15 protein-coding genes and 2 pseudogenes are annotated in these 12,461 nt (G+C 68.4%); 11 read left to right on the forward strand and 6 right to left on the reverse strand.

The genetic code is table 11. From position 1 onward, the window contains the following. The 5 genes and pseudogenes from E1258_RS34045 to E1258_RS23520 form a co-directional block, all read left to right on the forward strand. Positions 1-281 (forward strand): annotated as a pseudogene (locus tag E1258_RS34045) (hypothetical protein); the annotation flags it as partial. 48 nt (positions 282-329) lie between these two features. Next, positions 330-536 carry a hypothetical protein gene (locus E1258_RS23505; RefSeq protein ID WP_207919683.1) on the forward strand — a complete coding sequence of 69 codons (207 nt, stop codon included), beginning with the start codon at positions 330-332 and terminating at the stop codon, positions 534-536. Between the two features lie 151 nt (positions 537-687). Next, entirely contained in the window at positions 688-1,914 is a 1,227-nt protein-coding gene (locus tag E1258_RS23510; RefSeq protein ID WP_165949879.1) for a molybdopterin-dependent oxidoreductase, read from the forward strand. Further along, positions 1,911-2,501 (forward strand): hypothetical protein, encoded by a 591-nt coding sequence (locus E1258_RS23515; protein ID WP_132404946.1) that lies wholly within the window; start codon positions 1,911-1,913, stop codon positions 2,499-2,501. The genes E1258_RS23510 and E1258_RS23515 overlap by 4 nt, the downstream gene beginning before the upstream one ends. A gap of 156 nt (positions 2,502-2,657) precedes the next feature. Beyond that, a complete protein-coding gene (locus E1258_RS23520; protein ID WP_207919684.1) occupies positions 2,658-3,032 on the forward strand; it encodes a MerR family DNA-binding protein in 375 nt (124 codons plus the stop codon). A gap of 61 nt (positions 3,033-3,093) precedes the next feature. Here the strand turns inward: E1258_RS23520 and E1258_RS23525 are convergent, their stop codons facing one another. The 4 genes from E1258_RS23525 to E1258_RS23540 all read right to left on the reverse strand — a co-directional run bounded on the left by E1258_RS23525 (position 3,094) and on the right by E1258_RS23540 (position 6,570). After that, positions 3,094-3,975, reverse strand: coding sequence for an IS5 family transposase (locus E1258_RS23525; protein ID WP_132404950.1), 882 nt, complete (start codon positions 3,973-3,975; stop codon positions 3,094-3,096). Positions 3,976-4,158: 183 nt separating this feature from the next. Continuing rightward, positions 4,159-4,872, reverse strand: a complete 714-nt coding sequence (locus E1258_RS23530) for an anti-sigma factor (RefSeq protein WP_132404952.1) — start codon at positions 4,870-4,872, stop codon at positions 4,159-4,161. After that, complete coding sequence (locus E1258_RS23535; protein WP_243715636.1) at positions 4,862-5,380, reverse strand: RNA polymerase sigma factor; 519 nt, start codon at positions 5,378-5,380, stop codon at positions 4,862-4,864. Before E1258_RS23535 ends, E1258_RS23530 begins: the two co-directional genes overlap by 11 nt. Before the next feature lie 68 nt (positions 5,381-5,448). Next, positions 5,449-6,570 carry an AraC family transcriptional regulator gene (locus E1258_RS23540; RefSeq protein WP_132404957.1) on the reverse strand — a complete coding sequence of 374 codons (1,122 nt, stop codon included), beginning with the start codon at positions 6,568-6,570 and terminating at the stop codon, positions 5,449-5,451. A 45-nt stretch (positions 6,571-6,615) separates the two neighbouring features. Between E1258_RS23540 and E1258_RS23545 the strand changes: the two genes are divergently transcribed. The 3 genes from E1258_RS23545 to E1258_RS23555 all read left to right on the forward strand — a co-directional run bounded on the left by E1258_RS23545 (position 6,616) and on the right by E1258_RS23555 (position 8,662). Then, the gene (locus E1258_RS23545) at positions 6,616-7,497 is read left to right on the forward strand and encodes an SDR family oxidoreductase (protein WP_132404959.1); all 882 of its coding nucleotides are present in this window, start codon (positions 6,616-6,618) and stop codon (positions 7,495-7,497) included. Between the two features lie 66 nt (positions 7,498-7,563). Then, on the forward strand, positions 7,564-7,926 hold the full coding sequence (locus E1258_RS23550) for a hypothetical protein (RefSeq protein WP_132404961.1): 363 nt from the start codon (positions 7,564-7,566) through the stop codon (positions 7,924-7,926). Between the two features lie 49 nt (positions 7,927-7,975). Continuing rightward, a complete protein-coding gene (locus tag E1258_RS23555; RefSeq protein WP_371688671.1) occupies positions 7,976-8,662 on the forward strand; it encodes a CBS domain-containing protein in 687 nt (228 codons plus the stop codon). A gap of 44 nt (positions 8,663-8,706) precedes the next feature. Here the strand turns inward: E1258_RS23555 and E1258_RS35110 are convergent, their stop codons facing one another. Together E1258_RS35110 and E1258_RS23565 are read right to left on the reverse strand one after the other, a co-directional pair. Further along, positions 8,707-9,207 carry a hypothetical protein gene (locus E1258_RS35110; protein WP_243715637.1) on the reverse strand — a complete coding sequence of 167 codons (501 nt, stop codon included), beginning with the start codon at positions 9,205-9,207 and terminating at the stop codon, positions 8,707-8,709. 304 nt (positions 9,208-9,511) lie between these two features. Beyond that, positions 9,512-10,480, reverse strand: coding sequence for an AraC family transcriptional regulator (locus tag E1258_RS23565; protein ID WP_132404965.1), 969 nt, complete (start codon positions 10,478-10,480; stop codon positions 9,512-9,514). A gap of 81 nt (positions 10,481-10,561) precedes the next feature. Between E1258_RS23565 and E1258_RS35115 the strand changes: the two genes are divergently transcribed. From E1258_RS35115 to E1258_RS23575, 3 genes and pseudogenes are all read left to right on the forward strand, one after another. After that, the gene (locus tag E1258_RS35115) at positions 10,562-10,702 is read left to right on the forward strand and encodes a hypothetical protein (protein WP_243715639.1); all 141 of its coding nucleotides are present in this window, start codon (positions 10,562-10,564) and stop codon (positions 10,700-10,702) included. Next, entirely contained in the window at positions 10,668-11,276 is a 609-nt protein-coding gene (locus tag E1258_RS23570) for an SDR family NAD(P)-dependent oxidoreductase (protein WP_243715640.1), read from the forward strand. The genes E1258_RS35115 and E1258_RS23570 overlap by 35 nt, the downstream gene beginning before the upstream one ends. Positions 11,277-11,324: 48 nt before the next feature. After that, positions 11,325-12,188 (forward strand): annotated as a pseudogene (locus E1258_RS23575) (NAD(P)-dependent oxidoreductase); the annotation flags it as partial. Between the last annotated feature and the right edge of the window lie 273 nt (positions 12,189-12,461).

The raw sequence follows: 12,461 nt of genomic DNA on the forward strand, positions 1-12,461 counted from the left end.
GGGTCAACGACCCAAACACGTCGCTGGTGAAATCGGCCAGATCGGCACGAAGGCGCTCCACTTCCCGAACATCCACACCGGAGCTAACGACTCAACGAACCTACAGCCCACGAACTACACCAAAATGCGACAAAGCACTACTAGCCAGCCCTGACCTGACCGGCCTGCTGTTGGAGATGATGCGTTCTGTGGAGGACGAACCGAGCTTGCTCGGTGCCAGCAGCCACATCCTCACGATCGCGGTGCGGAGGATCGAAGGGGTAGGAGGGATGGAGGGGTGAGGTGGGCATCAGTCGCCGTCACCCCTTGCCCGGGGTATGCCGAGCTGGATGACAACCGGTCTGCGGGCATTGCCGGCGGTCGCGCGGCGCCTGCACCACTGCCGCGATCTTGGTGAGCCGTTCGACTTCCTCACCTGGTTCGAGTACGCCCAGGCCGACGCGGGCGTGTTCGAGGAGCTGGTGCAGACCCTGCGACAAACCGAGGAATGGGCCTACGTCGACCGGGAGGTCGACATCTGGCTGTCCCGTTCCTGACAAGGCGACCGAACCCCACACCCTTCCGTCGAGTGACCGTCTTCGATACATTGAGTCGTCGACGGTTGTGCCGATGGCGATGCGACCGGAGTTTTGTCCTGCCGGCAGACCGGGGGCGCGGCAGGGTCCACACCGGACACCGGGGGTTGTTATGCACATCCGGTACCTGCTGCCCACCTCCGCATCGTTTCGGTCCAAGCTTCACGACGATCGGACCGCGGCCCTGCTCGGCATCGCGCTAGGTGTCGCTTTCATCATCTGCTTCGTGACCGGGCTGGTTTCCCATTTGATCCAGCACCCGAAGCCGTGGTTCCCGTGGCCGGCCGCCCCACGTGACCTCTACCGAGTCGTGACGGCCACCCATGCGGTGACCGGATTCGCCTGCATCCCCTTGCTGGCGGCAAAACTGTGGACCGTTTACCCCAAGCTGTGGCAGCCGCTAAAGTTCGCCAACGCCGCCCGCGCGGTAGAGCGGTTGAGCCTGATCCCGCTCGTGGGCGGCAGCCTATTCCTGATCGTCGGCGGCATCGACGACGCGATGTACATATACGTCAACCCGTTCACGTTCACCCCGACGCACTACCTGGCGGCCTGGATCACGATGGGCGCGCTGATCATCCACATCGCCGCGAAACGGGTAACCACCCTGCAAGCCATACGGCGCCACGCCGCGCCGGTCCACGCACCGCAACCCGCGGAAAAGACCCCGACATCAACTGCCCCGGTGGCTGTACTGGTTTCGGCGTCCGTGCCCGGCGAAGAGGACAGCGACGCGCAGCGGCGCCGTTTCCTGATCACGGTAGGGGTGGCCGCCGGCATCATCGGCGTCAACTTCCTGGCAGCGAACGTGTCCCCACTGCACCGTCTGGCTCTCCTCCCGTCCCGCCGCTCGGACGTGGGCACCCAAGGGCTGCCGGTGCAGACCCAGGCGACCGCGGCCGGGGTGGTGGAGCGCAGCACCGGCCCCGGCTACCGGTTGCGGGTGGTCGGTCTGGTCAGCAACCCGATGGAACTGGACATCGACGATCTCCTTGCCCGGGTCAGCCACACCGCAGTCTTGCCGATCAGCTGCGTGCAAGGCTGGAGCGTCGGTGCGACCTGGCGCGGCATACGGGTGCGTGATCTGCTGCGCGAAGCCGGCGTCACCGACTTCACCGAGGTGATCGTCCGGTCGATTCAGACCACCACCAAACCTGAACGCATGTTCGGCCGGGCCCGGCTCAACCCCTCACACGCGTTACACCCGGACACGCTGCTGGCCACCGAGGTCAACGGCGAGCGGCTGCACCTGGACCACGGATACCCGGTGCGGCTCATCGCCCCGAACAATCCGGGCATCATGCAGACCAAGTGGGTCGAGGAGCTGCGGGTCCGATGAGCAACCCGCCGCCACCCGCCCCCGCCGGGACGCCGTCAGCCGACACGCCCGACGCCACGACCGCCCGACCTGACCGGATCTTCTGGATCAGCGTCGGCATCGGCACCCTCATGATCGGCTACGGTGTGCTGCTGCTCTGGCGCGACCCGATCCAAACCTGGCCGTACGCCAACGAGACGCTCGTCTCCCCAGCATCCGCGCAGTGGGGCATGATCCGCCGCTTCGTGGTCATACTCCTGCTCCACGACCTCGTGCTCCTACCGCTGGTATTCGGCTTCGCCGCCGTCACCTTCCGTCTGGTGCCACCAGCGTGGCGGGCACCGATCAGATTCGCGCTCATCGTGTCCGCGTTCGTGCTCCTCATCGCCGCCTGGGGCCTGGCCGGCCAAGCAATCGAGGTGCAACCCGGCAACCGTCAGGTCCTACCGAACCACTACCCCACATCCGTGGCGCTGCTGCTCACGCCCGTATGGCTGGCCGCGACCGTCTGGGGCTACACAGCGCACCGTCGCAGACCACGAGCCCAGCCCCGGCCGAGCGGTGTCAAACAGCAAAACGAACCGGGCCAAGACCACGCCGGACCATAACGACCACTCCGCCCGCCGCCGCTGCGCGAGCCGTACCTGCTCGATGTCGCCGAGCGGGTCGAACGTCGCCTCACGCACCGCGTGTTACAGGGCCGCTGGGGCGGTCAGGAATCGGGAAACCCTTGCGCGCCACGGCTGACGGTGGCCGGTGCGACGGTGGGTGGCACGCCCTGGAACGCGAGCGCGACGCGGCTGGCCGGGTCGAACAGGCTGGGCCAGGTGTGTCCGAACGCCTGCACGAAGGCGTTGGCGGCGTCTCGGCCGTCGCGGACATCGACGCCGAGGAACACCTTCATCCGGCGCGCCCGCACCCTCGGGCTCAGCCTGGAGGACATTGCCGCGGTCCTGACCATCCACCGCGACGGCGCACCGCCCTGCGGCACCGTCCGGGAACCGCTCGACGCCCACATCATCGACATCGACCGGACCATCGCCGACCTGCAAGCCCTGCGCGCCACCCTCACCCAGACCCGCCACGCCGCCGACCGCACGGCCGCCGCCGTATGCCCGATCATCGACCTGGCACACTGACCATCCCGCCAGCAAGTCGCCGGCTTGTCACCGCAGGGTCCTGACCGTGGCACCGCGGCGGCTAGGCCGTGTTTCGTAGGGCGCGGAGCCATTGGTTGATGGCGGCGATGGTGAGGGTGGCTTCGTAGCGCACGGCGAGTTTGTCGTACCTGGTGGCCATGGCGCGGTGTTGTTTGAGCTGGTTGATGCCGCACTCCACGGCGTGACGCAAGCGGTAGACCTCGGGGTCGAACGCGGGCGGACGTCCACCTTCGGAGCCTTTGGCTTTGCGGTGCGCGTCCTGGTCGGCCTTGCTCGGGATGCACGCGCGGATGCCGCGGAATCGCAGGTGGGAGCGGTTGGCCTTGGACGTGTATGCCTTGTCGGCCAGCACCATGTCAGGGCGGGTCCGTGGCCGGCCGCCACCGGCGCGGGGAACGCGGATCCTGGCCAGTACGGGGATGAACTGTGGGCTGTCGCCGCGTTGTCCGGCGGTCACCACCACGGCCATCAGTTTGCGGCCTTGTTCGCAGGCCAGATGGGCCTTGGTGGTCCAGCCGCCCCTCGACCGGCCGAGCCCGTGATCTGCCGGTTCGGTCTGCACACCACCGGGGGCTCTTTCTGCGCCTGACCGTCGCGGCGGGCTCCCGCCGCGTGTTGGTTGGGCACGGCTGATGGTCGAGTCCACGCTCACCGTCCAGCCGATCGACCCCGCCGCGTCCGCGCTGGCCTGCAACGAGGTGAGAATCCGAGACCCGACGCCGTCACGCTGCCAGCGCCGAAACCATCGGTACAAGGTCTGCCAGGGCGGGTAGTGCGTGGGCACGTCTCGCCACGGTGATCCGGTCCGGACCCGCCACCGGATCCCGTCGATGATCATTCTCATGGTCCATCTGCGCGGCCGAGCATGACCCGTTTCCGCAGGCAGCAACGGCTCGAGTACCGCCCACTGCACGTTGGTCAGGTCATGCCGCCTCGCTGCCGCCTCGCTGCCGCTACGCTCGGCACGAGGTCTCCGGTGTGAAGTTCTAGCTTGGTCGCTGAACCAACTACCGGAGACCTCTTCGATTAGCGACCACCGCCACGCCGTCGACCGCTACGAAACACGGCCTAACCGGCGCTTCGCCCGTCGCAGTCGCCGCGTGGATCAGGTCAGGTCCAGGGCGGTGGCCACCTGCCAGACGAGGCGTCGGTCGTCACCCAGGACGAGTGCCTTGTAGGGGTAGCGGGAGCAGAGTACGGCTACCCCGCGGTGGGTCGTGATGGCCGCCCCCGACGGGCCGGTGGGGTGGTCGGCGCGTTCCGGCATCGGGAACGGCTGGTCGGAGGTGTAGATCAACACTCGGCGGCCGGTGTCGTCGCGGTAGGCGTAGCCGTTGACTGGCTGCCCGGCGAGGTGGCCGGTGCCGGCACCGGTCTCGGCCAGCCGCAGCCTGGTCAGGTCGGGCGCGGTCTGGTCGGGGATGCCTGTCCCGGGCAGCCGGTCGTTGCAATAGCCGGTCACGGCCAGGGTGATCTGCACCGGCTGCGCCGCCGGGCTGGCGGCGCGGACGGCGACCACCGCACTCACCGCGGCGACCAGCGCCAGGACGGCGGCGGCCACCGCGCGGGGGCGACGCAGCACGCGGCGGGCTGGCGGGCCGGCGACCACCTCCGCCAGCAGCTGCTCGCGGAGGTGGTCTGGTGCCGGCTCGCGGGCCTGCTCGATCAGGGCACGGCCGCGCCGGCCGGCGTCCACCTCGGCCCAGCAGCGGTCACAGGTCAGCAGGTGCTGCTCGAACCGGTCCCGCTCCGGTGGGGCCAGCTCTCCGACCAGGTAGCCGCCGATCGTGGCGTCGTCGATGTCATGCTCATGCGTCACCGGGGGTCACCCCTTGCTGTTCCAACAGCGCGGCCAACCGCTTGTGGCCGCGGTGCACCCGGGCCAGGATGGTGCCCCGCGGCGCACCCGTCATCGCGGCGACCTCGGCGGCGGTGAACCCGCACAGGTCCATCAAGGTGATCGCCTCGCGCTGGACGGCCGGCAGCTGCCATAGCGCCTGGTGCACCTGGTCCCGGATCGTGCCGCTGATCGCCTCGGCGGCGGTGTCATGCCCGGACACCACGCTCGCGCCGGCGTACGGGTCGAGCACCTCAGTTGGCCGGCCGGCATCGCGCCGCCACCCGGCCCGCGCGATGTTGAGGCAAATCGTGGCCAGCCACGCCCGTGCATCGTCCGGCGGTTGGCGGCGCCAGCCCCGCAACGCGCGCAGGTAAGTCTCCTGGACCAGATCCTCGGCCTGCGGGCGGGTGCGGGCCAACCGCCGGGCCAGGTTGTAAACCAGGTCCAGGTGCTCACCCACCACCCGCACAAACTCGTCGTCGCTCATCGGCCCACCCATCTGCCCGGGTAGGACCCGCCGCGCCCCCCACTGAGCCTTTCCGCGCAATGACTTGGCTACCGAGGGCCGTCATGTGGCGTGGGCGTGGTCGAGGTGAAGAATGCCGAACGCTGGGGCGACGGTCTTTCCGATCCGTCACTATGGGCCAGCGTCGGCTCACTTGCCGGTCGGGCGTGGCGGTGCCGGCTTCCTGGGGCGTCGGTGGCCTGCTGGGGTCCGTCCGATCCGGCTGTGTGGGTGCGGAGAGCGATGCTGGTGCGGTGTTCGGTGGGGGTTATGCCGCGGCGGCGTTTGAAGGCGACGCTGAGCGCGAACGCGTTGGCGTAGCCGACCTTTCTGGCGATCGAGCCGACAGTGGCCTCGGTTTCGCGCAGGAGGTCGGCGGCTAGGGCGATGCGCCGACCGATGAGGTAACGCATGGGGGGTTCGCCCACCTCGGTAGCGAAGCGGCGGGCCAGGATGGCGCGGGAGACTCCGGTCTTGGCCGCGAGCTCGGCGACGGTCCAGGGGTGGGCCGGGTTCTCGTTCAGGAGGCGGAGGGCGAGGGCCACGATGGAGTCGCTGGTGGTGCGGTACCACGCTGCGCGGTCGTTCTGCGGGTGGTCGATCCAGGCGCGCAGGGCCGAGACGAGGAGGAGGTCTAGTAGGCGGTCCAGGACGGCCTGTTGCCCGCGCTTGTCCAAGGCGGTTTCCCGGGCCACGATATCCAGCATTGGCTGGTCGAGTGCCGCCTCCTGCATCATCAGGAGGTGGGGCAGGGCGTCGAGCAGGCGTTCACTGATGCCGGCCGGGCCTTCGTATACGCCGCTGAGTAGCAGGGCCGAGCCTGTTTCGGTGACGCCGCACGTCCGCGGGCCCAGGTCGACGCCTCCGTGCAGGCGGGCGCGGGCCGTTTGGGCACAGTAATCCGCGCTGGTGATCACCCGCTGCGGTGACGCGGACGGGTCATCGGTCACCGTGTACGGATCGGGGCCCCGGATGACCGCGATATCTCCCGGTCCGATCGCGACCGGGTCGTCGCTGGTGGGGACGAGCCACGCTTGGCCGTGCAGCATGGTGACCAGACTCAGTTGGGCACCGCTCGTGTAGCGCAGGGACCAGCCCTCAGGCATGACGGTCCGGGTGATCAGGGCACCCCGTGCCCGCACCCCGTCCAACAGACCCATCAGCGTGTCCATTCCGCCAAATGTAGACGCACAGAGATCGAAACGAGCGTTCAAGACATGGCCCGAATCCCGCGCACGGGTTTGACTGGCCGCATGACTGAGCATCCGATTCTGGTCACCGGCGGCACCGGCAAATCCGGCAGCCGGGTCGTGTCCCAGCTCAAGAACAAGGGCGTCAGGGTTCGTGTGGGGTCGCGGTCAGGTGAGCCGCCCTTCGACTGGACCGACCGCAGCACGTGGGACGCCGCCTTGGAAGGAGTGGAGAGGGTTTACGTCATTCCGTTCGACGGTGAGCTGCTGACGCGTCCATTTGTCCGACGGTGCGAGGAAGTCGGGGTCAAGCGGGTCGTGCTGCTGTCCGGGCGCGGGGTGGACGTCGCTGGATACGCGGGCGAGAACAGTGCTGCGGGCAAGACGCACATCGACGGCGAGGACGCCGTGCGCACCTGCCGGCTGGAATGGACGATCGTCCGACCCGCCTGGTTCGCGCAGAACTTCAGCGAGGGTTTCTTCCTGGACGCCGTGCGCTCCGGCGAGCTGCGCCTGCCCGCCGGCGACGGCGCGGCGAGCTTCGTCGACGCCGAGGACATCGCCGCGGTCGCGGTCGCGGCCCTCACTGAGAACGGCCACGCAGGCCGGATCTACGAGCTGTCCGGCCCCCGAGCGGTGACCCTCGCCGAGGCAGCGGCCACAATCTCACAAGCCACCGGCCGCACGGTCCGCTACGTGCCCATGTTGCCGGAGGACTTCATCGCCGAACTCGTCGCCGAAGGATGGCCCCAGGCCGACGCCGAGGACTATGCCGACGCGGTCAGCCCGATCCGACGCGGTATGGACAGCCACATCTCCAGCGGCGTGCAACAAGCTCTGGGCCGCCCACCCCGCGACTTCAGCGACTTCGTGAGAATCGCCGCGGCTGCCGGCGGCTGGCCCAGCTGACTCTCGAAGATTTTGATCCTTTCCGTATAACGGTGTCAGAGCTGCGGGTAGCCGTTCTGGTGATCGGTGCAGACACGCCCGAACCCGTTGTGGTGCAACGAGGAGACGTCCCAGGAAGAAGTAGCGGCGGTCCGCCGCCGCTTTGAGACCCTGGAAGCAGCACGGGCCGAGGCTGAGTCGGGACAACCACGATCCTTCACCGTTCGCGAGTTCATCGGTCTTTGGGGACTTGAGGATCGTGACCGGATGGCGACCGCACAGGTCGACGCGGACCTCGCAAATCACGGGCTCACCACGAGCCCAGACTTCCGGGCGGTCAGCCTGGATCGGAGCATCCGGGTCGTGCTGCCGCCGGACCACGAGGCGAGCGGATCTGACGCGGACGACCCCGCTGACACGGCCGAGGCGGGGAATCAACGACCTGAATGAGGAGAGCGTCGACATCGGCCTGACGCTGGACAATCTCTTCCCGCATCAGATGTCGCTGGTGTCAGTGACTCCGTCGGCCACGTTCGAAGAAGCCATCACCGCGATGGAGATCAACGACTACTCGCAGGTCGCCGTGCTGGCCAATGCGCACTCACTGTACGGCTCCGTCTCGTGGGAGTCGATCGCCGCAGCAAAGCACCGCGACCCGGGGGCCAGCTTCAGCGACGCCATCGACCGGCGGGCGCGTGACCGGGTCTTCGACTACGACACGCGGCTGCTCGACGTGTTCGGCACCCTTCAGCAGCACGGCTTCATCTTCGTGCGTGACGACCAGCGGAAGATCAGCGGCATCGTCACGGCCGCCGACGTGGTGCGCAAGTACGACGAGAAGGCCACCCCCTTCTTCCTGATCGGCGAGATCGACCAAGAGTTGCGCCACCTGATCGTCAACGTCTTCGACGAGGAAACAGTCAAGGAGGCGTGTCTCGCCGCACATATCAGTTTCAAGTCGCTGGACACAATGACGATGGCCCAATACCAGGCAGTGCTGAACAATGTCGCATGTTGGGAGCAGCTGGGTTGGCGACTGGATCGCGGCCTGTTCATCGAACGGCTCGACGAGATACGCAAGGTGCGCAACAACGTCATGCACTTCAACCCGGATCCCGTCAGGCCCTCCGAGGTGGCGAAGCTCCGCAACTTCCTTCGCCTGATCCGCAGCTACCGGGGCCGATGACCTGCACGACCGGGGGTGGTCGCACTTCAGCGACCGGGGCGCGATCAGGGCCCACCGGGCGTCGGCAGGTCGGAGGGATAGGCACGCCGTGCGGTCATCTTGCAGGAGTACGCCGTCCGGCCACGACTCGCCGGACGCCTGCCCCACTCGTGGACCACCTGGATCGGGTGCGACCCGAACCGGGTCTCGCACTCCGCCGCCCAGCCGTAGGCGGGATCGGTGACGTACTGGCAGAACGAGCGCACCGCGTCCTGATAGGAGCGGATCGTGGTGCGCTTGACGTGCCGGACCGAACGCAGGTCACCCAGCCACTCATCGAGCATCTGCGGTGCCCACCGCCACGGAAATGCACTTGCCGCCGCCGCGAACGCCCGCACCGTGGCCCGGCGGCCCTCGACCGTGCTCACCGCGAGGTTGCGCGCCAACTGCTGGTTACGCCACCCGTCGAGCATCGCCTCGAACACCTGCTCGGCGGGACGCAGCAGCGGCACGCCGTCGACCACGCGCAACCGCGCGGCTCCCGGCGCCGATCCGTCCACACCCACTCGTCGACCACCTTCCGTCACTCGCATCCAACGCGCGGATCTCGCATCGGATGCGACCCCGGCCGCATTTGAGCTGGTCAAGTCATGGAAGTGGGCCGCAAGAATTTGATCGACAGCATGCCCGATGCAGTCAGTTCGGGCCATCTGACCGCCCATATGCCCAGGTCAAAGCCTTGCTGCCGAGGCACCAAGCCGACATGCAAACCGTCGCGAGTTCGCATCAAATGCGGTAGGCGGCAGTTGTAGTTTCCAGCGAAAAACCAACGCTGAGAGGTGGGTAGCTCGGGGGCTTGCCGTCTGGTGGTTACCCTTTTGTGGTGGCATGTCGGCGGTAGCGGCCGGGTGGTTGGCCGTGGGTGCGGGTGAAGGCGCGGTTGAAGGCGAATTCGGAGGTGTAGCCGACGTCGTGGGCGATGGCGGCGACCGGGAGGGTGGTGTCGCGTAGTTTGCGGGCGGCCACGTCGAGGCGCCAGCGGGTGAGGTAGGTCAGTGGGGGTTCGCCGACGTGGTGGGTGAACCGTCGGGCGAGGGTGGCGCGGGAGACGTTGACCTTCGCGGCGAGGGTGTCCAGGGTCCAGTCGTGGCCGGGTCGCTCGTGCAGCACGGCCAGGACGCGAGCGGTGAGCGGGTCCCGTAGGCCGCGCAGCCACGAGGCGTCCATGGTGTCACCTTTGGTGTCTAGCCATGCCCGAACGACGTGGATCAGCAGCAGGTCGAGCAGGCGCAGCGCGGCGGTGCCTGAGCCGGTGGCGGCGCGGCTGCGGGTCTCGTGGGCCAGCAGGTCGAGAACCGTGCGTAGCCATGGTCCGCTTTCCGGCTGGGCGGTGGCAACGTGCAGTACCGGCGGTAGCAGACCCAGCACGGGATGGGGAATGTCGGTCGCGTAGTGGTAGCCCGCGCACAGGATCCGGGTCCGTGCGCCCGGCCCGTCGAGCACCAGTTCGCCGTCGGGTCGGATGAGGCTGCGCTTGAGGTCTTCGTCGAAACGGCGCGTCGGCAGGCCCGGGTGGGTGGACAACTGGTGGCGCGCGCCGGCGGGCAGCAGCACGAGGTCGCCCGGGGCCAGTTGGCGCGCCGGCGCGCCGTCGGCGGTGAACCAGCAGGTGCCTGCGACCACGGCGTGGAACGTGGCACCGTGGCGGGCCGGCAGTTCGATGGCCCAGGGGGCTCGCGCGTCGAAGGTCGCCATGAGGCTCGCGTCGACCTGCGCCAGCGCCAGTACGTCACCAAGAACATCCACTCGTACAGCGTAGGGCCGTGATAGGCAAGCCATCGGGTGCGTTGCGACTGACGGACAAACAACCGAGTAGCGCAGGCATTCATTACCTCAGCGATGAGCGGCAGGGTTGCAGGCATGGAGATCACCGGAAGCACCGCCGCCGTCACCGGAGCCAACCGAGGCCTGGGCCGCGCCCTCGTCGACGCCCTGCTGGAGTGTGGCGCCGCGCGTATCTACGCGGGTGCCCGCGACCCCGCGCACGGTCCGCGCCGATGAGCGGATCACGCCCGTCGCCCTCGACGTCACCGACCGGGCCGCCATCGCGCAGCTCGTCACCATCGCCACCGACACCGACCTGCTAATCAACAACGCCGGCGCGGCGGCTTTCGCTGCGGCCCTGGACGCTGACCCCGACGGGCTGGCCTGGGAGTTCGCCGTCAACTTCACCGGCCTCTACGACATGATCCGGGCGTTCACTCCGGTGCTGGTTGAGAACAAGGGCACGCTGGTCAACGTGCTCACCCTGCTGGCGTACGCGCTGGCACCGCCGATGGCGGGCTACTCGGCATCCAAGGCCGCCGCGCACTCGCTCACCCTCGCCCTGCGACCGGCACTGACCCGAGCCGGGGTCAGCGTGCACGGCGTCTACCCCGGCGGTATCGACACCGACATGCTGGCCGGTGTGGACGCGCCCAAAGCGGCGCCGCGGGCCGTCGCCGACGCGATCTGCGACGGCCTCGCCGCCGGAGACCAAAACACCTACCCGGACCCGACGTCCGCGCACATGGGCGAACTGTGGAACCGCGACCCGCAGGCCTTCACCGCAGCGTTCGCCACCATGGGCGCCTGAACATCGTTGCGCACCGCCCACCACCACATGACCTACGTAGGAGCATGAATGAAGATCGCTGTCCTGGGACTGGGCGCGATGGGCTCGCGGATGGCCCGCCGACTGCTCGCCACCGGCGAACACGACCTCACCGTGTGGAACCGCACGGCCGAGGCGACTCGGGCCTTGGTCGAGGCGGGCGCCACCTCGACGTCGACGCCAGCGGCAGCCGCGCAGCAGCGCGACCTCGTGATCAGCATGCTGCGCGATGACGACGCCGGCCGCAGCGTCTGGCTGGCCCCGGACATCGGCGCGCTGGCAGCGATAGCGCCGGGCACGGTCGCCGTCGACTGTTCCACCGTCACCCCGGCCTTCGCCGCCGAGCTCGCCGGCCGGTGTACACAGCGCGGTGTGGATTTCCTCGACGCTCCGGTGCTGGGCTCACGCCCCCAGGCCGATGCCGGCACACTGATCTTCCTCGTCGGCGGGCAGCCGGCGGTTGCACACCGGGTCGGGCCGGTGCTGCGACAGATCGGCGCCGCCGTGCACTACATGGGACCGGCCGGGACCGGCTCGCAGATGAAGCTACTCGTCAACTCCCTGTTCGCCGTCCAGATCGCCGCCGTCGCCGAACTGCTCGGCGCGCTGCACGACACCGACCTGCATGCGGCCCGCGCCATCGAGGTACTCGCCGCCACCCCAGTGGCAAGCCCGGCCGTAGCCACCGCCGCCACCGCGATGCTCGGCCACACTTTCCCCGCCGCCTTCCCCATCGAATTGGTAGCCAAGGATCTGCAATACGCCGCCGCAGACGCCGCCTCGCGCCTCTGCACCGTTCCCCTGACCCACGCCGCCGCCGGCACCTACGAGCAGGCGATCGGCCAAGGGCACGGCCAGGACAACATCACCGGAGTCGTCCAGTTGTTCCGGACCACTGCGGCGGGCTGATAGGCAGCGGCGCGCTTCGGCCCGACCCGGTTGCAAGGTTCGGAGCCGAGCACGCGGAGGCCGTCCCGGAAACGAGGGTTTCCGGGACGACCTAGTGTCGCGTAATTGAGATCGTTTACTTGTCGTTGTTGGTGAGGAGTTTGCGGACCTCGGTGTGGACCCAGCGGACCTTGGCCAGGATCTCGCCGGGGGTCGCGGTCCAGACGAACGGTTTCGCGTCGGTGTTCCACGCGGTGACGTAGTCGTTGATCGCCCTGG

Origin of the sequence: Micromonospora sp. KC207 (assembly GCF_004348615.1) — a bacterium.
Taxonomy (GTDB): Bacteria; Actinomycetota; Actinomycetes; order Mycobacteriales; family Micromonosporaceae; genus Micromonospora.